Annotated in this window: 20 protein-coding genes; 15 read left to right on the forward strand and 5 right to left on the reverse strand. The window is 63.4% G+C overall.

Features of this window, described 5'->3' with window-relative positions; all coding sequences use genetic code 11:
- The first annotated feature begins 323 nt into the window (after positions 1–323).
- The 5 genes from PSUB009319_RS00455 (at position 324) to PSUB009319_RS00480 (ending at position 6,827) form a co-directional block, all read left to right on the forward strand.
- A complete protein-coding gene (locus PSUB009319_RS00455; protein ID WP_124380296.1) occupies positions 324–1,679 on the forward strand; it encodes a carbohydrate porin in 1,356 nt (451 codons plus the stop codon).
- 50 nt (positions 1,680–1,729) lie between these two features.
- Entirely contained in the window at positions 1,730–2,740 is a 1,011-nt protein-coding gene (gene xylF, locus PSUB009319_RS00460; protein WP_124380297.1) for a D-xylose ABC transporter substrate-binding protein, read from the forward strand.
- Between the two features lie 72 nt (positions 2,741–2,812).
- Positions 2,813–4,360, forward strand: a complete 1,548-nt coding sequence (locus tag PSUB009319_RS00465; protein ID WP_124380298.1) for a xylose ABC transporter ATP-binding protein — start codon at positions 2,813–2,815, stop codon at positions 4,358–4,360.
- A 6-nt stretch (positions 4,361–4,366) separates the two neighbouring features.
- Entirely contained in the window at positions 4,367–5,569 is a 1,203-nt protein-coding gene (locus PSUB009319_RS00470; protein WP_124380299.1) for a sugar ABC transporter permease, read from the forward strand.
- Positions 5,570–5,900: 331 nt separating this feature from the next.
- A complete protein-coding gene (locus PSUB009319_RS00480; protein WP_124380300.1) occupies positions 5,901–6,827 on the forward strand; it encodes an NAD(P)-dependent oxidoreductase in 927 nt (308 codons plus the stop codon).
- Positions 6,828–6,887: 60 nt separating this feature from the next.
- Here the strand turns inward: PSUB009319_RS00480 and PSUB009319_RS00485 are convergent, their stop codons facing one another.
- The 3 genes from PSUB009319_RS00485 to PSUB009319_RS00495 all read right to left on the reverse strand — a co-directional run bounded on the left by PSUB009319_RS00485 (position 6,888) and on the right by PSUB009319_RS00495 (position 10,619).
- Positions 6,888–8,126 carry a hypothetical protein gene (locus tag PSUB009319_RS00485; protein ID WP_260392775.1) on the reverse strand — a complete coding sequence of 413 codons (1,239 nt, stop codon included), beginning with the start codon at positions 8,124–8,126 and terminating at the stop codon, positions 6,888–6,890.
- Positions 8,127–8,548: 422 nt separating this feature from the next.
- On the reverse strand, positions 8,549–9,601 hold the full coding sequence (locus tag PSUB009319_RS00490) for a LacI family DNA-binding transcriptional regulator (RefSeq protein ID WP_124380301.1): 1,053 nt from the start codon (positions 9,599–9,601) through the stop codon (positions 8,549–8,551).
- Between the two features lie 115 nt (positions 9,602–9,716).
- Positions 9,717–10,619 (reverse strand): DMT family transporter, encoded by a 903-nt coding sequence (locus tag PSUB009319_RS00495; protein ID WP_124380302.1) that lies wholly within the window; start codon positions 10,617–10,619, stop codon positions 9,717–9,719.
- Between the two features lie 97 nt (positions 10,620–10,716).
- On the opposite strand from PSUB009319_RS00495, the gene PSUB009319_RS00500 reads away from it, so the two are divergent.
- Entirely contained in the window at positions 10,717–11,526 is an 810-nt protein-coding gene (locus PSUB009319_RS00500; protein ID WP_124380303.1) for a helix-turn-helix domain-containing protein, read from the forward strand.
- Between the two features lie 325 nt (positions 11,527–11,851).
- Here PSUB009319_RS00500 and PSUB009319_RS00505 read toward each other — a convergent pair whose 3' ends face one another.
- Complete coding sequence (locus tag PSUB009319_RS00505; RefSeq protein ID WP_124380304.1) at positions 11,852–12,427, reverse strand: TetR/AcrR family transcriptional regulator; 576 nt, start codon at positions 12,425–12,427, stop codon at positions 11,852–11,854.
- Positions 12,428–12,518: 91 nt separating this feature from the next.
- On the opposite strand from PSUB009319_RS00505, the gene PSUB009319_RS00510 reads away from it, so the two are divergent.
- The 7 genes from PSUB009319_RS00510 (at position 12,519) to PSUB009319_RS23070 (ending at position 18,924) form a co-directional block, all read left to right on the forward strand.
- On the forward strand, positions 12,519–13,253 hold the full coding sequence (locus PSUB009319_RS00510; protein WP_124380305.1) for an SDR family oxidoreductase: 735 nt from the start codon (positions 12,519–12,521) through the stop codon (positions 13,251–13,253).
- Between the two features lie 51 nt (positions 13,254–13,304).
- Complete coding sequence (locus tag PSUB009319_RS00515; RefSeq protein WP_124380306.1) at positions 13,305–13,892, forward strand: 2-hydroxychromene-2-carboxylate isomerase; 588 nt, start codon at positions 13,305–13,307, stop codon at positions 13,890–13,892.
- A gap of 134 nt (positions 13,893–14,026) precedes the next feature.
- On the forward strand, positions 14,027–14,323 hold the full coding sequence (locus PSUB009319_RS00520) for a hypothetical protein (protein ID WP_124380307.1): 297 nt from the start codon (positions 14,027–14,029) through the stop codon (positions 14,321–14,323).
- The gene (locus tag PSUB009319_RS00525) at positions 14,320–14,610 is read left to right on the forward strand and encodes a hypothetical protein (protein WP_124380308.1); all 291 of its coding nucleotides are present in this window, start codon (positions 14,320–14,322) and stop codon (positions 14,608–14,610) included. The genes PSUB009319_RS00520 and PSUB009319_RS00525 overlap by 4 nt, the downstream gene beginning before the upstream one ends.
- The gene (locus PSUB009319_RS00530) at positions 14,607–16,241 is read left to right on the forward strand and encodes a PepSY domain-containing protein (RefSeq protein WP_124380309.1); all 1,635 of its coding nucleotides are present in this window, start codon (positions 14,607–14,609) and stop codon (positions 16,239–16,241) included. Before PSUB009319_RS00525 ends, PSUB009319_RS00530 begins: the two co-directional genes overlap by 4 nt.
- Before the next feature lie 131 nt (positions 16,242–16,372).
- The gene (locus PSUB009319_RS00535; protein ID WP_124380310.1) at positions 16,373–18,559 is read left to right on the forward strand and encodes a TonB-dependent siderophore receptor; all 2,187 of its coding nucleotides are present in this window, start codon (positions 16,373–16,375) and stop codon (positions 18,557–18,559) included.
- Positions 18,560–18,789: 230 nt separating this feature from the next.
- Positions 18,790–18,924 (forward strand): hypothetical protein, encoded by a 135-nt coding sequence (locus tag PSUB009319_RS23070; RefSeq protein ID WP_260392776.1) that lies wholly within the window; start codon positions 18,790–18,792, stop codon positions 18,922–18,924.
- A 17-nt stretch (positions 18,925–18,941) separates the two neighbouring features.
- Here the strand turns inward: PSUB009319_RS23070 and PSUB009319_RS00540 are convergent, their stop codons facing one another.
- Entirely contained in the window at positions 18,942–19,964 is a 1,023-nt protein-coding gene (locus PSUB009319_RS00540; protein WP_124380683.1) for a GlxA family transcriptional regulator, read from the reverse strand.
- Between the two features lie 88 nt (positions 19,965–20,052).
- Here PSUB009319_RS00540 and PSUB009319_RS00545 point away from each other — a divergent pair, with 88 nt between their 5' ends.
- Both PSUB009319_RS00545 and PSUB009319_RS00550 read left to right on the forward strand, forming a co-directional pair.
- Positions 20,053–21,195, forward strand: a complete 1,143-nt coding sequence (locus PSUB009319_RS00545) for an acyl-CoA dehydrogenase family protein (protein ID WP_124380311.1) — start codon at positions 20,053–20,055, stop codon at positions 21,193–21,195.
- Positions 21,196–21,212: 17 nt separating this feature from the next.
- Positions 21,213–22,418, forward strand: coding sequence for an acetyl-CoA C-acetyltransferase (locus PSUB009319_RS00550; RefSeq protein ID WP_124380312.1), 1,206 nt, complete (start codon positions 21,213–21,215; stop codon positions 22,416–22,418).

Consider the following 22,418-nt stretch of genomic DNA (forward strand, 5'->3'; position numbering starts at 1 on the left):
GGTTGGATGAACGAGACGCCTGCTCCGGCTGCCCGAATCGCACGGTCGCACGGTCGCACAGCATGAGCAAGGTCGATGCCATGTCACAAGCGCCGCGCCCATGGCGGCGCTTGCCCTGGTTCAGCTCCTTTCTTGCGCCGCAACATGCTTTGCTTGACCCTCCAACGAATTGCAGACCACGGCTTGAACTAGGGCAAAACCCGAGATTGACAGCGCTGTCAATTGTGGCCATTCTTGCGTCCGTCGGCTCGCCACACTATTCAGAAGAGAACGCCGACACCACTGTCATGCATGACAGCCGGTCCAATATCAGGAGACAATTCATGGAGCTTGAAGCCGCACGTCCGGCCGCACGTCGTCAATCCCGCAGCAAGCGCTTTGGTCAACGCGTCGGCGCGTCGGCCATCGCTGCGGCCGTACTCGCACTCGGCGCTGCCAGCGCCCACGCGTATGACGTCACCACCAGCCCATATCTGCTGGGCGACTGGGGCGGGCTGCGTACCCGCCTGGCCGAACAGGGTGTGACTTTCAACCTCGGCTACGGCAGCGAAGTGGCGCACAACTTCAGCGGCGGCACCGAGCACCTCACGCGCTACACCGATCAATGGGTGATCGGTACGGCGCTGGACTTGCAAAAACTCTGGGGCTGGAAAGGCGGCACATTCCAGGCCACCATCACCGACCGCAACGGCCGCAATCTCGGCTCCGATGCAAACATCGGCAACAACATGCTGATCCAGGAAGTCTATGGCCGCGGCCAGACCTGGCACCTGACGCAGTTCTGGCTGAACCAGAAGCTGCTGGACGATCGCCTGGAAATCAAGGCGGGCCGCGTCACGGTGGGCGAAGACTTCTTCTCGTTTTCGTGCGACTTCCAGAACCTGACGTTCTGCGGCTCGCAGCCGGGCAACCTGGTGGGCAGCTATTGGGTGAACTGGCCGACCAGCCAATGGGGCGCGCGCGCCAAGGTGCATACCTCGGCCCAAACCTACGCGCAGATCGGCGTGTACCAGGTCAACCCCAACTACGTGGATGACGGCTGGGCCCGCCGCAACGGCTGGAAGCTGAACAACCCAGGTGGCACCACCGGCGCGCTGATCCCGCTGGAATTCGGCTGGATGCCCACCATCGAAGGCCGCCCCGGCACATACCGTGCAGGCGTCTGGTACAACACGTCCAACGGACGCGACCTGTACGAAGATGTGAACGGCAACCCGCGTGGCATCACCGGGCTGGACGCCCGCCAGCACAACGGCCAATACGGGGCCTACCTGAACCTGCAGCAACAGATCACGGGCGCACCCGATGGGCGCGGTGCAACGGTGTTCCTGAATTTCTCGCAAGCCGATCGCAATACCGCGCAGACGGATCACCAGATCTCGGTGGGCGTGCAATACAAAGGGCCGTTCGATCGTCTGTCCGACACCATCGGCTTTGCCGTGGGTGCAACGCACAACAACGGCCGCTTTGCCGATTTCGTCCGCCAGAACAATGCCCGTACCGGCTCGAACGCCGTCGCAGGTGACGGTTACGAATACGTAAGCGAGTTGTATTACAGCTGGTCGCCGGTGAAGTCTGTCTACTTCCGGCCTAATCTGCAGTACATCCTGCATCCGGGCGGCACTTCGCAAAACAAGAATGCGTTCGTCGTCGGCCTGAAGACCGGCGTCACGTTCTGACCGGTTCTGATCGCGAAACCCATTCAATTGCGCATTACAGGAGACCTTTCATGATTTCCCGCGTACTCAACACCCTGGCCGCTGCGGCGGTTCTCACCTTCGCCGCAACGTCGGCCCATGCCAGCAAAGAAGCGCCCGTGATCGGCTTCTCGATCGACGACCTGCGTGTCGAGCGCTGGACGCACGACCGTGACTACTTTGTTGACGCAGCCAAGAACCTTGGCGCGACAGTCAACGTGCAATCGGCCAATGCCAACGAAGCCAAGCAGATCGCCCAGATCGAAAACCTGATCGCACAGAACGTCGACGTGCTCGTGATCGTGCCGTTCAACTCCAAGGTGCTGGGCAACGCGATTGCCAGCGCCAAGAAGAAGGGCATCAAGGTTGTGTCGTATGACCGCCTGATCCTGAATGCGGATGTGGATGGCTACGTGACCTTCGACAACGTGAAGGTCGGCGAGCTGCAGGCACAGGGCGTGGTCAAGGTGGCGCCGAAGGGCAATTACTTCCTGCTGGGCGGCGCCGCGACCGACAACAACGCACGCCTGCTGCGCGAGGGCCAGATGAAGGTGCTCAAGCCGTACGTGGACAAGGGCGACATCAAGATCGTCGGCGAGCAATGGACGCCGGAGTGGGACCCTTCCAAGGCACAGAACATTGTTGAGAACGTGCTGACCGCAAACAACAACAACATCCAGGGCATCGTCGCCTCGAACGACGGCACGGCCGGCGGTGCAATTCAAGCGTTGTCGCGCCAGAAGCTGGCGGGCAAGGTGCCGGTGTCGGGTCAGGATGCCGACCTTGCCGGCGTGCGGCGCGTGGCCGAAGGCACACAAGCCATGACGGTGTACAAACCGATCAAGCAAATTGCCGCCACCGCCGCTGAAATGGCCGTCGCCCTCGTGAAGGGCACCGCGCCGAAGTTCAACACCAAGCTGAACAACGGCAAGAAGGACGTCGACACCGTTCTGCTGACCCCGACGCTGCTGACCAAGGACAACCTGGACAGCACTGTCGTCAAGGATGGCTTTTATACGCATCAGCAGATCTTCGGCAAGTAAGCCGCCGATAGCAGTCACAGTCGCAGTCGCAGTCGATTCATTGCAGTCAGCCGTAGTGAGTAGGAGGCAGCCATGAGCAGTAACGGCACCCTGTTCGAGATGCGCAACATCGTGAAGTCTTTCTCCGGTGTGCGCGCACTCGATGGCGTGAGCCTGGCGGTGCAGCCAGGTGAATGCGTCGGTTTGTGCGGGGAGAACGGCGCCGGAAAATCCACCCTCATGAAGGTGCTGTCGGGGGTCTACCCCTACGGCACCTTCGAGGGCGAGATTGAATGGGAAGGTGAACCGCTGCGCGCGCATTCCGTGCGCGACAGCGAGCGAGCAGGCATCGTCATCATCCACCAGGAACTGATGCTGGTGCAGCAGCTCTCCGTCACGGAGAACATCTTCCTCGGCAACGAGATCACCAAGCCAGGGGGCCGCATGGACTACGACGCCATGCACGCCAAGGCAGAACAGCTCCTCGCCCGCCTGCGCCTGACCGACGTGAACGTGGCCGCGCCCGTGATGAACTACGGCAGCGGCCACCAGCAGCTCTTTGAGATTGCCAAGGCGCTGGCCAAGAATGCACGCCTTCTGATCCTGGACGAGCCAACCTCATCGCTGTCCGCCAAGGAAATCGAGGTGCTGCTGTCCATCATTGAAGACCTCAAGCGCAGCGGCGTGGCGTGCGTATACATCTCGCACAAGCTCGATGAGGTCAAGCGCGCGTGCGACACCGTCACCGTCATCCGCGACGGCAAGCACATCGGCACGCGCCCCGCCGCCGACATGACCATCGACAACATCATCACGATGATGGTTGGCCGTGAAATGACCGCACTCTTCCCCAAGGTGGAACACACCGTGGGCGACGTGGTGATGGAAGCGCGCAACGTCACCTGCTGGGATGTCACCAACCCCAACCGCAAGCGCGCAGACAACGTGAGCTTTGCCGTGCGCCGCGGCGAGATTCTCGGCATTGCCGGCCTGGTGGGCGCTGGGCGTACGGAGATGGTGTCCGCACTGTTTGGCGCGTATCCCGGCCGCTCCACCGCCGAGATCATCATCGAGGGCAAGCCGGTGAAGATCAGCTCACCCGCGCAAGCCATTGCCAACGGCATCTGCCTGGTGCCCGAAGACCGCAAGCGCCACGGCATCGTGCCGTTGATGAGCGTGGCCGAGAACATCACGCTCGCCACGCTGGCGCAGTACGCGCGCAGCATGCGTGTCGACAAGGGCGCTGAACTCACCACGGTCAACCGCGAAATCAAGCGCCTGCGCATCAAGACTGCCAGCCCCGCGCTGTCGATCGCCAGCCTCTCGGGCGGCAATCAGCAGAAGGCTGTCGTCACGAAGATGGTGCTGGCGGCGCCGAAGGTGCTGATCCTGGACGAGCCCACGCGCGGTGTAGACGTCGGCTCCAAGTACGACATCTACAAGATGATTGCCGACCTGGCCGCGGCCGGCGTGGCGATCATCATGGTCTCTTCCGAGATGCCGGAGATCATGGGCATGAGCGATCGTGTCCTGGTCATGGGCGAAGGCCAGTTGCGCGGCGACTTCGTCAACCAAGGCCTGACCCAGGAACGCATCCTGGCCGCTGCAATCAACGCTGAACCCGGCCGCCAAGCGGCTTGAATTGCCATGTCCAATATTCTGCAATCCCAACTCGCCCGCCAGAACAGCAGCGGCGGCAGCCCACGTCTGGACGGCCGATCCATCCAGCAACTGTTTGTGCGCTACAAGGTGTTGGCCCTGCTGCTGGCCGTGGCGCTCATCTGGATCTTTTTCTACTTCCAGACCAGCGGCACGTTCCTCAAGCCCAACAGCATCTCCAACCTGTTCCTGCAGATGTCGGTAACGGGCATGCTGGCCTGCGGCATGGTGTTCGTCATCATCGCCGGGGAGATCGATCTTTCGGTCGGCTCACTGCTCGGGCTTCTCGGTGGGCTGGTGGCCATCCTCACGGTCAACCTTGGGTGGAACACATGGCTGGCGGTGGGTACGGTGCTCGTGGCAGGCGCGGCCATCGGCGTGGTGAATGGCTTTATCACGACCAAGCTGCGCGTGCCGTCGTTCATCGTTGGCCTGGGCGGCATGCTGGCGTTTCGCGGCCTGCTGCAGTGGAGCACGGATAGCGTGACCATCGCCCCGGTGCCCGATGACCTCGGTAACCTCGCGCAAAGCTTCGTGCCCGCGTGGCTGGCGTGGTCGCTTGCCGCCGTCATCGTCGCCGGTTCTGTTGTGCTCACGGTGCGCCGCCGCCGGGAGCGTGCACGTCTGTCGCTCTCGCTCACGCCGATGTGGGCCGATGGCCTGAAGCTGCTCGCCATCGCCGCCGCCGCATTCGGTTTCGTCGCCGTGCTCAACAACGCCAACGGCGTGCCGCTGCCGGTGCTGATCCTTCTGGTGCTGCTGGCCATCTTCTCGTACGTCGCCACGCAAACCGTGTTCGGCCGTCACGTCTATGCGGTGGGCGGCAACATGGAAGCGACGCGCCTGTCCGGCGTGAACGTGGGCCGTGTCAAGCTGCTGGTGTTCGTGCTGATGGGCCTGATGTGCGCGTTCGCGGGCATCATCACCACGGCGCGCTCGGCGGCGGGTTCGCCCTCGGCCGGCGTGGGCGGCGAGCTCGATGCCATCTCGGCTTGCTTCATCGGCGGCACCTCGATGCGCGGCGGCTCGGGCACCGTGTACGGCGCGCTGATCGGCGCACTCGTCATGGCCAGCCTGGACAACGGCATGCAGCAGATGAACGTCGACGCCTCATGGCAGATGATCGTCAAGGGCGTGGTGCTCGTGCTGGCCGTGTGGATCGACGTCCTCTCCGGCTCCAACCGCGGTTAAGCACCCACCGTGGCGCCAACACAAACGCCCAGATGGTTTGGCCGTATCTGCCCTTGATGGCGCCTTGAGTTTTTGTTGCAGGGAGGAAAAAGAAGGGAGGCTTGTCTGAGCGCAGCACGTTTGCCTCCCTTCCCTCTCTGCGACAGAAACTCAAGGGGAAGCCGCCATCTTGGGCGCGCCTTTCGTTGCTGACTTTCTTTGCTGACTTCGTTTGCTCACTTTCTTTGGCAAGACAAAGAAAGTGAGTCGCCCCCCCGCAGGGGACGAAACCGGGGATGGACTACCAACGCCAAACCCCCACCCGACACACCTCAAAACAAACTCCGACATCGTGGCTGACTACCAAACCCCCGCTCGCGTTCTCGTCACCGGCGTGGCCGGCAACCTGGGCCGCAAGGTTGTCGAGGCACTGGCCTCTGCCCCGTGGTGCACATCCATCATCGGCGTCGACTGGGTTGCGCAGAACGTCGAGTTTTCGCCGCAAGCAGCCCAACGTTTTCAATGGGTCAAGGCCGACCTTACGCAGGCGGATGGCGCATGGACTGACTTGCTGAGCAACGTAGACGCCGTCATCCATTTGGCCGCCATCCACTCCACGCCGGACGCAACGTGGGAGCAAGCGCTGGCCTCCTATGGCATGACGCTCAACGTGCTGCAGGCCGCTGCCGCGCACGGCGTAAGGCGCTTCGTGTTTGCCTCGTCCAATCACGCGATGGGCGCATACAAAGACCAACCGCTGGCCGCCACCATCGGCCCCGGCAAACTCACCGCCGAGTTGCCGCCCGCCCCCGGCACACGCTGGAACAACGGCACCGAAGACGTCTACTCGCTTGCTTACGGCACATCCAAGGCGATGGGCGAACGGCTGTGCACGGCGGTGGGTGCGGTGTCCGCAGCCAACAGCGGCAAGCTGTCGATCGTCTCGCTGCGCATCGGCTGGGCGCTGCCCGACGAAAACGACCCCAGCGACATCAACTACTCCGGCACCGCCGACACGCCCGTCCCCACCGAACTGCCCGATGAAGCCAGCCGCATCGCGCTGCGCTGGTTCCGCAACATGTGGTTGTCGAATGGCGATCTGCGCCGGCTGTTCCTCTGCTCCATCACCGCCGACCCGGCGCGCTGGCCGGCACCAGCCATTGTCGTGAATGGCGTATCGAACAACCGTGGGATGGATTGGGGCCTGGAGACCGGGCGCAAATTGCTCGGCTATGACCCGCAGGATGATCTGTACGCGTTGATCAAGGTTGCGCCGTAGCGCATCAAGCAAAAGGCCCGGCGCAATGGCCGGGCCTCTTTGTACCTGCGTGCAGAAGGATCACGCGACACGCACTGGCCTCAGGCCCTCGTCCAGGTCGGTCCCGTGGTCGCGAGCATCATCCTCGCTGACAGTTGCGGGGCCGCGCATCTTGTCGAGGAACAACACGATCATCCCGGCCAGCAAGCTGCCGCCGATGAGCGACAACAGCAGCAGGACCAGTGGGCTCGGACCAGAACGGTTTTCCGGCAGCGTCGGGCCCGAAACAAACCGCGCCTCGGTGATGTGCTTGGTCCGCATCTGCTCTGCGACCAGCATGATCTGGTTGTAGACCTCGCGCGTCTTGTCGTCCTGCAGGTTCTTGTCTGTAAAGACGGCTTGCCCCGTTTTCACAAACTCCGACAGCAGCATATTGCCGGTCAGCGTCTGGCCGGCACGCTGCGCAAGGCGCTCATAGAACTCGTTACGCAACCCGTTCTGCTCGGCATCGCGCTCCAGCAACGTGAGCTGCGACTTCAGGTCCGCCATTTCGGTTTCAATCCCGACCAACTGCGCCATGGGCGACAGGTAACGCGACGATTCTTTGTCGCTACCGGTCGACAGCAGCTGGCGCGCTTCCATTTTCGACGCCTCGGGATACTTGCCGGCAATGGCGCGGGCAGCTTCGAGACGGTTAGCGGCTTGGGCCAGAGCCACCTTCTTCTGGATGATCTGGTTGTCGATCTGCTGCTTCTTGGCCTTGGTCTCGCCTGCCTTGGTGTAGATGGTGTCCAACAGATCTTCGCTCAGCATCGTGTCTTTGACGAAGTCGCCCAGCAACTGGACACGCGCCTGCGCGTTGTCTGGAGACCGATCCTTGAACCCGATCGAAAAACCGAGGATACCGACGGCGTCCAGCGCACCCTTTGCGTCCGTGATGTAGCGCAGGTCATCTTTCGACGGCGGCAGGACGGGCTGCAGATGCGCCTGAATAAAGTGCTCGCTCAGGGCGCCGAGCAAATAGCGACCGTTTGCATCGTCGAGCTTCTTGTTCTCTTCCAGGTAGCGGCGCAGCGTCTCGCGATCCCAGAATGCGGCCTTCTGGACATTGAACTCGGCGAATTTGCGAGGTGCGCGCAGAAAACCTTCGCTGGAATAATTGCATCCAACCCAGAAGACGGCGACAAAGATCAGCACGGACAAAACCGCGGCAAATACGGCGACTTTCCGGCGCAGCGCCCAGCAGCGCAACAGCAGCGCCCTCACATCGATGCTCAGCAGATCGTCTTCCGCATACGCCACTGGACTATCGTTCTTCATCACTCCTGCCCGCCTTAAAACTGCCGATTATTTAGAAACAGAAAACCACTGCATGCGAGTCAGGTTATGGCTCTTACTACTGAAGCCCGATCGCTCGACCTGCTGACATGTCAAGTGCGCTTTCCGTCATCGTGCCCGCAGAACACTGCAGTTTGGTGACGAAGACACCAAGAGCAAATACGCGTGAGGGAATTACAACGCTGGTTCTTGTGCTGAGATGCCGTATTTTTTGCTGAACCTCAAGAACGAAGGCGCCTTTGTCACCCAGATATCCTCGGGGCGATACCGTAATGGCTCTCGCACTCGCCCGACCACCCTCCCGCAGACGGGATTGACCGGCACAGCGACAAGCGTATTGACGCCCATGCCTCACATCAAAGGCCCCGCTAATTACATAGGCGCTTTGCAGCGTAGTCCTGAGTTCACCGCACGGGCGGGCAGGTCGACTCGCGGATCACCAGTTCGTATTGCAGGTTCTCGTGCACCGAATGCAGCTTCAGCCCTGGCAGATGCGGACGATGAATCGCAACAAGCTGTTCCACGGCCGCATGCGCCATCGCCTGGATCGGCTGGCGCACGGTGGTCAGCGCCGGCCAGAGCTGGCGTGAGAGCGGCGTGTCGTCGTAGCCGCAGATGGACAGGTCTTCCGGCACCTTGATGCCACGCGCCTGCGCCACACGCAGCACACCGGCAGCCATGTCGTCGTTGCCGGCAAAAATGGCGGTCGGACGCGGCTCGCAAGACAGCAGCCTTTCCGCGCAGGCCACGCCGGATTCAAACGACTGCTGGCCCTGTTCCACCAGACGTTCGTCGACCTCGATACCGGCTTGCGACATGGCATCGCGATAGCCGAACACGCGCTGATACGCGGCGCCGTGATCCGGATCGCAGACCACGAAGCCAATGCGGCGATGGCCCAGGCCGATCAGGTGCAGTGTCATGTCGCGCGCGGCGGCACGGTCTTCGGTATTGACGGACAGGCCCTTGTGCTCGCGATCGGCCGGCGCAAGGCGCACGTAATCGATGCCCGCTTCATCCAGTGCCTGCACCAGCGACGGCACATCCGACACCGGCGGCGTCAGGATAATGCCGGCCAGCGCACGCTGGCGCGCGCTCTGGATGATCTGCTCGGCGAGGTTCGGATCGCGGTAGTTGCAGGGCGTGAGCAGCAGGCTGTATTCGAGCGCCTGGCAGGCTTCGAGCGCGCCATGCTGAATGTTGACGATGTAGTTGTCGGAAGGGTTGTCGTAGACCAGCGCGATGATGTCGGCGCGCTTGCTGGCCAGGCGACGGGCGGCGGGGTTCGGCCGGTAGTCGAGCGTCTGCATTGCCTCAACCACCTTGGCGCGCGTCTTCTCGCTGATGTTGGGCTCGTGGTTCAGCACACGCGAGACGGTCTTGATGGACACGCCCGCATGCGCGGCAACATCATCGACGGTGACGCTAACGTTGCCAGTACGGGCGTTGCGCTTCATGGTCTGGCGAGAAGGTCTGGCGAGTGTGGTTCTAGAACACGGAACGGGCGCAATCACGCGCCCGCCAATGTGGCTGATTTTACCGCCAACCCCTGCGCCGCGCGGCCGAAAAAAACTAACGGGCGCTCAATCCGGAACGACCCGATGGCCCGAAAGGCAGCCGAATGATGCCTTGCGCCAGGCTCACACCCAGCAACACGAGACCACCGCCAATCCAGTGATAGCCGTGCACGGTCTCACCCAGCATCACCGCTGCCATGCCCGCCGTGAAGACGGGCATCAGGTTCATCAACACTGCCGTGCGTTCGCTGCCGATGCGCTTGAGCCCTTGCATCCACAGGTACGACGCGACAATCGACGAGGCAATGCCTGCAAACACCACCAGCCCGATGCCCTTGGCCGGCACCGCCAGGCTGTGCGCCGTCATGGCCACCGGCACGAGCATCACCACCGCCATCAGCACCTGCACGTAGAGGTTGATCCACTGCCCGAACGGCAGCGCCCAGCGGCGATAAAGGATGTTGTACAGCGCGTACGCGGTGGCACCGGCCAGCACCAGCACGTCGCCATGGTTGATGCCGCCATCGAACAGGTTGGCTGGCGCTCCGCGCCCCAGCAGATACAGCACGCCCAAGAGCGACACCACCACGCCCGTCACCGCCTGCGCGCCCACCGGCTGGCGGAACACCGTCACGTTCAGGATCAGCCCGAGCATCGGGATCAGCGCGCCGATCACGCCCATGTTGGTCGCGCTTGTGCTGTGCGCGGCGTAATACGCCAGGCACTGGTACATCACCATCCCCAGCAACGCCAGCACCGCAAAGCGCTTGCCCTGCGCAAGCACCGCCTGCCGCTGGCGCCACAGCGGCCGCGCACAGAACGGCGTGAGCACGATGGCCGCCAGCAGCCAGCGGTAGATCGAAATAGCCGCCGGGTCCACCACACCGGCCGCAGCTTTCGAGACGATGGTGTTGGCCGCCCAGATCAGCACTGCCAGCAAGGGATACAGCACAGGCACGACGGCCTCCTCGAACAATCGAAGATGGCAGTGTAGTAATGTCTGATTCAAAACATATACTGCAAACCAGACAATCCAACCCATCAAAGGCGACAACGTGTACACCGCCTCTGCCTACCGCGAAGCGGATCTGCGTGTCCCAAAGGGCGCGCCGTTCTACTTTCGCTACAACCACTTCGAGCCCGAAACCGCCGTCGAGCCGCATGCCCATCCGTGGGGCCAGCTCTGCCGCATCAGCCTCGGGCTGATGGAGGCGACCGTCGAGACACACAAGCTGACGGCGCCGGCGGAATACCTGATCTGGGTGCCGGCCAATGTGCCGCATTCCGCGTCGATCCGGCAGGCGACGGATTTCATCTCGGTGTATGTCGCGGAATCAATGGCTGAGCGCCTGCCCGCCACGGCCTGCCTGATCGCGCAAACGCCGCTGATACGCGCGCTGTTTGAAGACTTCGCCACGCGCCGCATATCGGTCATGCAAGACGCGTGGGACTTGCGCCAGTTCGAGCTGATGATCGAACTGCTGACCCGCGCCGAGCACACCGCCAGCTACCTGCCCGACAGCCAGGATCGTCAGCTCGAGCCCATCCTGCACGCTATCCGTCTGGACCCGGCTGAGAACACCACGTTGGGGCAATGGGCCGAACGCGTGCACAGCACCGAGCGCACGCTCGCACGCCGCTTTCAGGCCGAACTCGGCATGAGTTTCGTGCAATGGCGCAATCGCGTGCGCCTGCTGCGCGCGCTGGTGTGGCTCAAGGAAGACCGCTCAGTGCAGGACATTGCACTCGCGCTGGGTTATGGAACGCCCTCGGCGTTTATTGCGATGTTCCGCAAGCAGGTTGGGTTCTCACCCGAGCGCTACCGCAGGCAGATGTGCGGCGAGGCCGAACGCCCCATCGCATAGATCACCAGCATCAGGCAACCGAGTCGCCACCATCCGCCACCAGCGCGTGGCCGGACACCAAGCGCGCATCGTCCGCCCAGGGCTGAACATGCACGACGCGACGCTGCGGCAACTGAAAACAATTGCGGGAAACCGCGCCGTTTAGCCATTTGCGGCCCGTGGCGTCTTTTAGAATTCGCTCTGCTGCAGATTTGGCGTAGACAACGGGGCCGCAAAGGTCGACTTTTTCGTCGCCTCGATCTGCAACGAGGGCAAGCAGTGGAAATGGGCGACAGCGGAGCCGGCCACGGCGCGCTGGGGCGATCTGCAGTAACGCAACAGCAGGCTAAGGCTTGGCGGCAAGGCGCGTCACCGCGTCCTGCAGGAACCGCTTGCTCGCCTCGACAATCGTGCGCTGCATGGCCTCGTCCGGCATGGCCCGCGCGATATGGATGGCGCCTACCAACTGCGCGATCATTGCCCATGCGGCATCGTCATCGCCCAGGCGCTGCGCGAGAACCGCGTGGCCCTTGCGCATCTCTTCTTGATACAGCTCGCGCACTGACGCATCGGCGCGCGCGATCTCGGCGGCAAGACCGGGTACGGCACACCCTGCCTCGGGATGCGCTACGTGGGCAAGGCACAAGTAGCGGTCCAGCTCGAAGCGCAACCAGTCTTGCGCCGTATCGTGCGGATTGCCAGCCCACATCTCGCGGCTGGCGGCCAATTCAGCCTCGATCAGCGCCTTAAGCCAATCCGATTTGGAACCGAAGTGGCTGTAAAACGCACCGCTGGTCATGCCGGCAGCCTGCGCGAGCGCGTCCACACCGGTCGCGGCAAAGCCGTTCATCTTGACCTTGCGTGCGGTCGCCTTCAGCAACTCCTTGCGCTTTTCTTCTTTGTGACCCGGCTGGTATCGCATCTTTTTCCCTACACATTCTGGCTTGACACTATGCAACCAGTAGCATAATTTTGTTTCCGGTAACGATCGTTATTCTATAAACGAGGTGGACATGGAGACAAGCAACAACAAAGCGGCGCTCGTCATTGGAGCGGGAGACGCCACCGGCGGCGCCATCGCCAAACGCTTTGCACGCGAGGGCTACATCGCCTGCGTCACGCGCCGTTCGGCCGACAAGCTGCAACCGCTGGTCGAGGCGATCCGCGCGGAGGGCGGCCAGGCGCAGGGCTTCGCATCCGACGCACGTCAGGAAGACGACGTCATCAAGCTCGTCAACGACATCGAGCGCGACGTCGGCCCCATCGAGGTGATGGTGTTCAACATCGGCGCCAACGTGCCGAGCAGCATCCTGGAAGAGACGGCGCGCAAGTACTTCAAGATCTGGGAAATGGCGTGCTTCTCAGGCTTCCTGGCCGGGCGCGAGGTGGCCAAGCGCATGGTTGCGCGCGGGCACGGCACGATCCTCTTCACGGGCGCGACGGCGGGGATGCGCGGATCCGCAAACTTTGCGGCGTTTGCCGGTGCCAAGCACGCGTTGCGGGCGCTGGCGCAAAGCATGGCGCGCGAACTGGGCCCCAAGGGGATCCACGTGGCACACGTGGTGGTCGACGGTGCAATCGATACCGAATTCATTCGCGAGAACTTTCCTGAGCGCTACGCCCTGAAGGACCAGGACGGCATTCTCAGCCCCGAGCACATTGCCGAGAACTATTGGTACCTGCACACACAGCCGCGCGATGCGTGGACGCACGAGCTGGATCTGCGCCCATGGATCGAGCGCTGGTAGCCCCGCTGGTAGCCCCGCCCAACCACAACCACAACACCCGGAGACACACGCATGAAGCAGGTCGAATTCTTCTTCGATGTGGGCAGCCCGTACAGCTACCTCGCGTATCACCAGTTGCCAAAGATCGCGCAAGCCAAGGGCGCGGAAATCGTCTGGCGGCCAATGTTGCTGGGCGGCGTGTTTCAGGCGACCGGCAACAGCAGCCCGGCCACCGTTCCCGCCAAAGGTCAGTACTCCAACATCGACCTGCAGCGCTGGGCCAAACACTTTGGCGTGCCGATCCAGCAGAACCCGCACTTTCCGATCAACACGCTGCAATTGATGCGCGGTGCAGTCGGCATGCAACTGCGCAGCGATGCGGAATTCCATCGTTATCTGGCCGCCATCTTCAGCGCGATGTTTGAGCACCCGCGCAACCTCGGCGATCTGCAGGAACTGGCCGCGGTGCTGGAAGCGGCCGGTATCTCCCCGGCGCTGATGCTGGAGCTGGTGCAGGACGACCACGTCAAGCAGACGCTGCGCAAGACAACCGAAGAAGCCGTCGCACGCGGCGTGTTTGGGGCGCCCACGTTCTTTGTCGGCGATGCGATGTTCTGGGGGCAAGACCGTCTGCACTTCGTCGAGGCGGCGCTGTCCTGACGGCCGGGCATGTGCCGGTGGCAAGTGCCGGCGCACGCCCATCTCCCCCTTGCTCACGCGGGAATGCTGCCCTGGCTTGTTTCTTTCAATGCGAATCATTATCATTTGCGTTCTGAATTCCATTGAAGACTGCCATGCACGGTATTGCCTTCCTGCTCGGGCTGCTGGCGGCGGGTTGCCTATATGCGGCCGCGCCCAATCAAGTGCTGCTCGCGCCAGCATCGGGCCGGCGCGGGCGCGCGTTGTGTAGCGCTGCCGCAGCGCTGTCAGCCATTGCCGTCGTGTTGTGGAACGACGTGCTGGGGTGGGCAGGCGCGGTCATTGCCGTGATGCTGGTGGTCACGGGGGCCTTGCCGGTGTGGCCCATGGTGAGCGCATGGACACAACACCGGCACCACGCTATTCAAGCCCGCACAGAGGTGCAGCCATGACCGGCATGGGCACCAAATGGCTGGCCGGTGCCGTGCTGGGGCTGCCGCTATCCATTGCGCTGTGCACGCTGGCGATCCTGTGGTTGCCGGGCGGCTGGGAAAGCGGCGTTATCGGGGCGCTGCTCATCTGCCTGCCGCTGTGGGCCGTGATCATCAGCGTGAGCGTGCTGTTTTCGACCAGCGCCCGCGCGTGGGCCCTGCTGGCTGCTGCCAACGCGCTGTCGTTTGGCGTGCTCTGGCTGCCGCGCCTGATTGCCGCGTCTGGTGGCGGCCTGACCTCGCTATGAAATCCACGACCTTACGTCTGTATCAGACGCTGCATACCTGGGTGGGCCTGATGGCCGGTTGGGCGCTGTTCATCGCCTTCTTTGCGGGTGCGATCACGGTGTTCCATGAAGAGCTGCACGCGTGGCAAAACCCGCTGCGCGCGAACCACGCCGCCGTTGCCACCACGCCGGCCGACATCGATCATTTCGTCAACACGCTGGTCCGCACGCACCCGGCCGCTGCGGCCAGCGCATACGTCATCCTCCCCAACGAGGGCGAGCCGGAGTTCTCCGCCTACTGGCAGAACAGCAAGGGCGATTGGCAGATGACAACCGGCAGTGGGCTCACCGCCGGCAAAACCTCGCCCAAAGACCTGTCGATCGAGTCATCCAAAGGCGAACTGGCCAACTTTCTGAACCGGCTGCACTACTCGCTGGGGCTGGAAGAGCCGGGCATGTACTTCATGGGCGTGATCTCGGTGCTTTACGGCGTGGCGCTCATCTCGGGTGTGCTGCTGCATCTGCCGCGCCTGAAAAAGGATCTGCTGGCCGTGCGCCCCGGGCGCAACCTCAAGCGCTTCTGGATGGACATGCACAACGTGCTCGGCCTGTTCAGCCTGCCTTTCCACCTGATCTTTGCGATTACGGCCCCAGTGCTGTGTCTGAGCATCGTGCTGATGACCGTGTTCAACACCGTGGCGCTCAACGGCAGACTGTTTGACGCCATACCGCGCGTAACCACGGCGGCCGGCACGGTGGCAGCCGCCAAGCGCGCCGCGCCCCTGCTGCCAGCCGACGAACTGCTGGCCCGCGCACGCGAAGCGGCCGACCCGAACTTCACCGTCAAATCGATCCACTATCAGCACATTGGCGATGCGAATGCCGTGGCGGAAGTGCGCGGCAGCAGCACGCGCGCCGTGGGCGACTACGGGTCCGTGGCAATTCACGCGGCGGCCAACCAACCCGACAGCGGCAGACTCGTCGGCAACCAGACACCCGACACGCGCGACACCAATCACGCCATCTATAGCCTTGTCTACGGCCTGCACTTCGGCACCTACGGCGATATCGTCCTGCGCCTTGCCTATCTGGTGATGGGCCTGGCCGGTGCATTTGTCTTCTATTCGGGCAACCTGCTGTGGATCGAATCGCGCCGCAAGCAGCGCAAGGCGGATCAGCCGCGCGTGCATCAACTGCTGGCCCGCGCCACGGTGGGCGTGTGCATCGGTTGCTGCGTGGGCGTGATGGCGACGTTCCCGGCGGCGCTGCTGTGGCCAGAGCGCTCGGCCGGCGTGACGTACTACACCGTGTTCTTCGCGGCGATTGCCTGGGCGATGCTGCGGCCGCCAGCACGCGGCGCCGTTGAACTGCTGAGCGCTGCCGCCATTGCAGCGGTGCTCGCCCCCATTACGAATGCCGTCGTCACTGGCGACCACCTGCTGCGCACGATCGCGCGTGACGACTGGATGGTGGCCGGTTTCGACCTGGGCGCACTGGCGCTTGCATGCGGCTTTGTCGGCCTTGCGCGCGCGACGCTGCGCCGTGCACGCCACGGCGCGCCCGATTCTGTGTGGGCCATGCCGGCGCGTAGTTCACGTACGAGCGCACGCACCAGCAATGACCTGCACCCAAGCGTAGCCAGAGAGCGATAGCTCTACACGTTCGGCCCCAAGAAACCACAACACAACCACCCGCACAGCAAACGCATGCCGCCCGCCGGCACGCGCGGGACTGTGCATGCCTATACACAACATCGACAACATTGATCCAGGGGAGCTTGATCATGCGAGCCGCTGCTTTACCACCCGCTTCACGCCGTTGCGCCGTCCGCCTTCGCTCAACGCCGCTGGCGCGCCAGCTCGCGCTGGCACTCGCTGCCATGAGTGCTGGCGCATCGGCGCTCGCGCAGGAGACCACCACGCAAGTCGACCTGCCCGCCACGCAAGTCACTGCCGGCAAACCCGCAGCCTATGGCGCCAGGCAGGCCAGCACCGGCGCGCTGGGTGACAAACCCCTGCTCGACACGCCGTTCACCATCAATGTGGCCACGCAAGAGCTGATCCAAAACCGCCAGGCGCAGACCATCGGCGAGGTGTTCAAGGGCGATCCGGCCGTCACCGCCAACAACGACGGCTACATTGGCGAGGCATCGAACATCACCATCCGCGGCCTGCAACTCGACCTGCTGGAGGGCTACAAGGTGGACGGCGTGGCCGTGCCCAACTGGGGCAGCGATGTGCCGCTTGAACACTTCGAGCGCGTGGAGCTGCTCAAGGGCTTGTCGGGTTTCATGTATGGCTTTGGCACGCCGGGCGGCATCGCCAACTTTGTCACCAAGCGCCCGACCAACACCTTTGGCGGCAGCGCCACGTTTGGCTTCACCAGCGGCGGCACGCTCAAGGAATCAATCGACCTGGGCGGGCGCTTTGGCCCGGCCAAGGCGCTTGGCGCACGGCTGGGCGTCGTACATGAAGAAGGCGACACCTTCGTCGACGGCGGCCACATCAAGCGCGACTCCGCATCGCTGGCGCTCGCTGCGCGCATCACGCCCGACCTGCAATGGTCGTTCGATGGCCTGTACATGCAGCGCAACGTGCAGGGTGCGTACTACGGCATCATCCCCGGACAGGATTTTGGCGTGCCGGTGGCGGAGTTCGTGCGCACGCCGCGCGCGATTGACGGCAGCCAGCGCGTGTCGTCGCGCGGCTCGTATTACGAGACCGAAATCAAATCCGTCGGCACCGAACTGAACTGGGCCGCCACGCCCGACTGGAACGTGCGCGCGGCATATCGCTATACGCAGCAGAACCGTGGCAACGCCGACAGCGCGATCCAACTGACCGACAACACAGGCCGTTTTACGGAGCTGCAGTATGGCTCGTACCAGCGCTATGCGTATCAGCAAGCCCAGGTGATGGCCAATGGCAAGGTGCATACAGGCGCGATCGAGCACGAACTCGTGTTCGGCACGTCGTGGCAAAGCCTCACGCAGGGCACCACCGGCTTCGCTTCCACGCTGCTCGGCACGGGCAATCTGTATGACACCTCGGCGTTCATTTCTTCCGGCGCGACACCAATGCAGGTGCCCACTTCCGACGGCATGTATCGCACGTCGAAAATCGACCAGACCTCCGTCTTTGCCAGCGACACGGTCAAGTTCAACGAGCACTGGTCGGTACTCGGTGGCTTGCGCTACACGCGCTTCAGCCAGACCGGCTACAACCCCGATGGCAGCACCTCGGCCAAGTACAACCGCGAGCCGATCACGCCCACGCTGGCGCTCATGTTCAAACCCGTGCAGCCGGTCACGCTGTACACAAGCTATGTGGAATCGCTCGAAGCCGGTGCCAGCGCACCCATCACGGCAAGCAATGCGGGCACCGTATTCGGGCCGCTCAAGAGCAAGCAGGTTGAAGTGGGTGCCAAGGCTGAGTTGCACGATTGGACATTCGGCGCGGCACTGTTCCAGGTGCAGCGCGGGCTGGCGTATTTGCGGCCGGACAACGTCTATACGCAAGACGGCATGACGCGCTATCGCGGGCTCGAGTTGAGCGCACGCGGCAAGCTCGCGCGTGACTGGACACTGCTGGGCGGGGTTCTGTTCATGAACTCGGAGAACACGGAATCCGACGCCTCCGTGCTGGGCAAGCGTGCGTATGGGTCACCGCGCTTCAAGGCAACGGCCTATGTTGAATATGCCGTGCCGCCCGTGCCGGGGCTGGTACTGTCAGCGGGTGGCCAGTACGTCGGCAACTCCGCGCTGGAGGCGAACAACAGCAATATCGTGCCGGGGTATCACACGTTTGATGTGGGGGCCCGGTATTCGACCAAGGTGGGCGGCAAGCCCGTTACGCTGCGATTCAATGTCGACAACCTGACGAACGAGAAGTATTGGTTGCCGAGCTGGGGATTCATTCTGGTGCAAGGTGCGCCGCGGACGTTCAGGGCCAGTGCAACGGTTTATTTCTGATTTTTTCCGGGGCCTTGGCCTTGGTGGTGCAACCCTTGTTTCTGCCGCGGCGGGGGCCGAAACAGAGGCGCCCCACCAACACGCACAAACGCACATACGCACACCAGGCAATCCGCGTAAAGCGACCTATACCTATAGAAAACGCTGGCCCGCACCACACAACCACGCGGCAATGCACGCTTGTTGCGAGTGCAGCAATACACCAGCCACAAAAACCATCAGGGGTCATCATGAACCGCATGGGTGCATTCTTCGCTGCCAGTTGGCTAGCCGCTGCGTTGCTGTATTTCGGCCAGCACTCGCTGGCATTGACGGCGCTGGCGGGTGTGGTGTTGCTCGCCGGTTTCGACCTGTTCCGCCCGTGATGCACGCCACCGCGCAGTTACATGGCGCCGCGCTGTTGCGCCCGATAACGCAACGGGCTGCATCCGTAACCTGCAGCAACGGCGCGGCTCAGTGCGCTGACGCTGCCGTAGCCGCATTCATCGGCAATGTGATTGAGCGGCTGCCGCCCCGTGCGCAGCAAAAACGCCGCCAGTTCCAGCCGTAGCGCTGCCACATAACGCCGCAGGTTGCTGCCGGTGGCCGCAGCAAAGCGGCGCGTGAGGGTCCGCTCGCTCATCGCGGCTTGCGCGGCCAGTTCCGCCAATGCGGGCGGCGCTGCCAGTTCCCGCTCCACGATCTCCTGGATGGCCAGCATGGCTGCATCGCCATGGCGCTTGAACTGCGCCGTCCACACGGCCATGTGCTCGTATGACGGCAGCGACTGCGTGAGCGCCGTGCGCAGCATCCGGCGCGATGCACCCACCCCGCAGCAGTGATCGATGACGTACGCGCAAGCGTCTACAGCGGGGTTGATGCCGCTTACCGTGATGATGCGGCCGTCCACGGCCAGCGGCTTGTCTGGCGCGTAGCGCACATCGGGAAAATGCCGCGCGAACCACGCGCGTTCGCTCGCCAAGCCGGTCGCGCGGCGGCCATCAAGCAGGCCCGCCTTGGCGAACAGCGGCGCCGCATTCATGCCCACCACCAGTGCGCCGGCATCATAGCGCGTGCGCAGCCAACGGGCGATGCAGGTCTCTTCCTCATCCAGTGCCGTCTGCGGGGCGAACTGTGCCGGCACGATCACCACGTCGTAAGCGGCATCGTTCAAGGCGGCGGTGGCAGGCACGGGCAACCCGCCGAAGCTCAGGACGGCAGCGCCGTCGGTGGACAGCAAATCGATGTCGAAGAGCCGGCTGCCCATCACATCCACGCTGCGCGCCTGCATGGTGCCGGCAACCAGCAGCATCTCTTGTGTGAGGAACACGTAGCCGGCAAACAGGCGCGGCGGCAACAGGATGGCGATGCGGGCCCGCGCGCTGGCGCCTGAGCGTTTGGAGGGGGCTTTCGGCTGGCGCTTCATATCAATAACGTGGCGATCCAGATCAACCTGAATTGTCGCGGCCTTGCTGAAATACGGCAACACCCGCCCGCCCCATTCCGGAGCCGCCATGATTGCCCGCACGCTGTTCGACGCAGAGCACGACACCTTTCGAGAATCCGTCCGCCGCTTCATCGAAGCGGAAGTCCTGCCCCACCACGAGCGCTGGGAAGACCAGGGCTACGTTGACCGCGCCGTCTGGGAGCAAGCCGCCGCCGCGGGCTACCACTGCGCCAGCATGCCCGAGGCCTACGGCGGTGCCGGTGCCGACATCCGCTACAGCACAGTACTGATCGAGGAGATTGCGCGCGCGGGTGCCACCGGCCTCGGCTTCGGCCTGCACTCGGAAATCGTCGCGCCCTACCTGTTGCACTACGGCAGCGAGGCGTTGAAGCAGCACTACCTGCCCAAGCTCGCCAGCGCAGAGATGATCGGCGCGATTGCCATGACCGAACCTGGCGCGGGGTCCGACCTGCAAGGCGTGCGCACCACCGCAACCCGCAGCAACGATGGCGAGTACTACGTGCTCAACGGCTCCAAAATCTTCATCACCAATGGCTGGCACGCCGATGTGGTGATCGTCGTGGCGCGCACCACGCCCGAAGGCGGCGCCAAGGGCACGAGCCTGTTCGTGGTCGACACCAGCATGCACGGCTTCAGCAAAGGCAAGCGCCTGAAGAAAGTGGGCATGAAAGCGCAGGACACAGCAGAACTGTTCTTCGACAACGTGCGCGTGCCCGCCGCCAACCTGCTCGGCGAAGCGCATCGCGGTTTTGCGTACTTGATGCAGGAGCTGCCTTGGGAGCGCCTGCAGATCGCCATCAGCGCCATCGCCTCAGCCGAGGGCGCGCTCGAATGGACGCTGCGCTATGTGCGCGAGCGCCAGGCCTTCGGCAAAGCCATCCTCGATTTTCAGACCGCGCGCCACACGCTGGCCGAGCTGAAAACCGAGGTGCAGATCGGCCGCGTGTTTGTGGACCAGTGCATTGCGTTGAAGCTGGCCGGCAAGCTCGACGCGGCCACCGCATCGATGGCCAAGTACTGGACCACCGACCTGCAGTTCAAGGTGATGGACCGCTGCGTGCAACTGCACGGCGGCTACGGCTACATGTGGGAATACCCCATCGCCCGCGCGTGGGCCGACTCGCGCGTGCAGCAGATCTACGGCGGCACCAACGAGATCATGAAAGAGCTGATCGCCCGCACCCTTTGACCCAAGGACCGAACCCGATGGAAGCCTATATCTACGACGCTGTGCGCACACCGCGCGGCAAAGGCAAGAAAGATGGCAGCCTGCACGGCGTCACGCCGCTGCGGCTGGCCGCAACCGCACTGCGCGCCATCCGTGATCGCAATCAGCTCGATACCGCATTGGTGGACGACGTGGTGCTCGGCTGCGTCGAACCCGTGGGCGAGCAAGGTGCCTGCATCGGCCGCGTTGCTGTGCTCGCTGCTGGCTATGCAGAAACGACGGCCGGCGTACAGATCAACCGCTTCTGCGCCTCGGGTCTGGAGGCGTGCAACATGGCCGCTGCACAGGTGATGGCCGGGCAAAGCGACTTCGCCATCGGCGGCGGCGTAGAGAGCATGTCGCGTGTGCCGATGGGCGCCAGCGGCGGCGCATGGCCAGTCGACCCGGCCGCCGCCATTCCGCTGTACTTCGTGCCGCAGGGCGTGTCGGCCGACACGATCGCCACCAAGTGGGGCTACAGCCGCCACGACGTCGATGCCTACGCCGCCGAGAGCCACCGCCGCGCACATGCCGCCAGCACAGCGGGCCGGTTCACGCGCTCCATCGTGCCGGTGCGCGACCAGAACGGCCTGACCATCCTCGACCGCGACGAGACAATTCGCCCGCAGACCACCGTTGACACGCTCGCGCAACTCAAACCCTCCTTTGCAGAACTCGGCGAGCAATACGGCTTTGACGCCGTGATCCGCCAGCGCTACCCGGAGCTGGAGCGCATCGAGCACGTGCATCACGCAGGCAACAGCTCGGGCATTGTCGATGGTGCAGCGGCGGTGCTGATCGGCAGCCGCGAGGCCGGCCAGCGCGCGGGGCTCAAACCGCGTGCGCGCATCCGCAGCTTCGCAAGCATCGGCTCGGAGCCGTCGATCATGCTGACCGGCCCCTCGTACGCTGCCGAGAAGGCGCTCAAGCGCGCAGGGATGCGCGCCTCTGACATCGACCTGTACGAACTCAACGAGGCGTTTGCCTCCGTCGTGCTGCGCTTCATGGAGGTCATGGCGGTGCCGCACGACAGGATCAACGTCAACGGCGGCGCCATTGCGATGGGCCATCCGCTGGGCGCAACCGGCGCCATGATCCTCGGCACGCTGCTCGATGAGCTGGAACGCCGCGGCGCCAGCACGGGCCTGGCCACGCTCTGCGTGGGCGCGGGCATGGGCACCGCCACCATCATCGAACGCATTTAA

The sequence above is a fragment of the Ralstonia sp. SET104 genome (genome assembly GCF_003851545.1).
Taxonomy (GTDB): Bacteria; Pseudomonadota; Gammaproteobacteria; order Burkholderiales; family Burkholderiaceae; genus Ralstonia.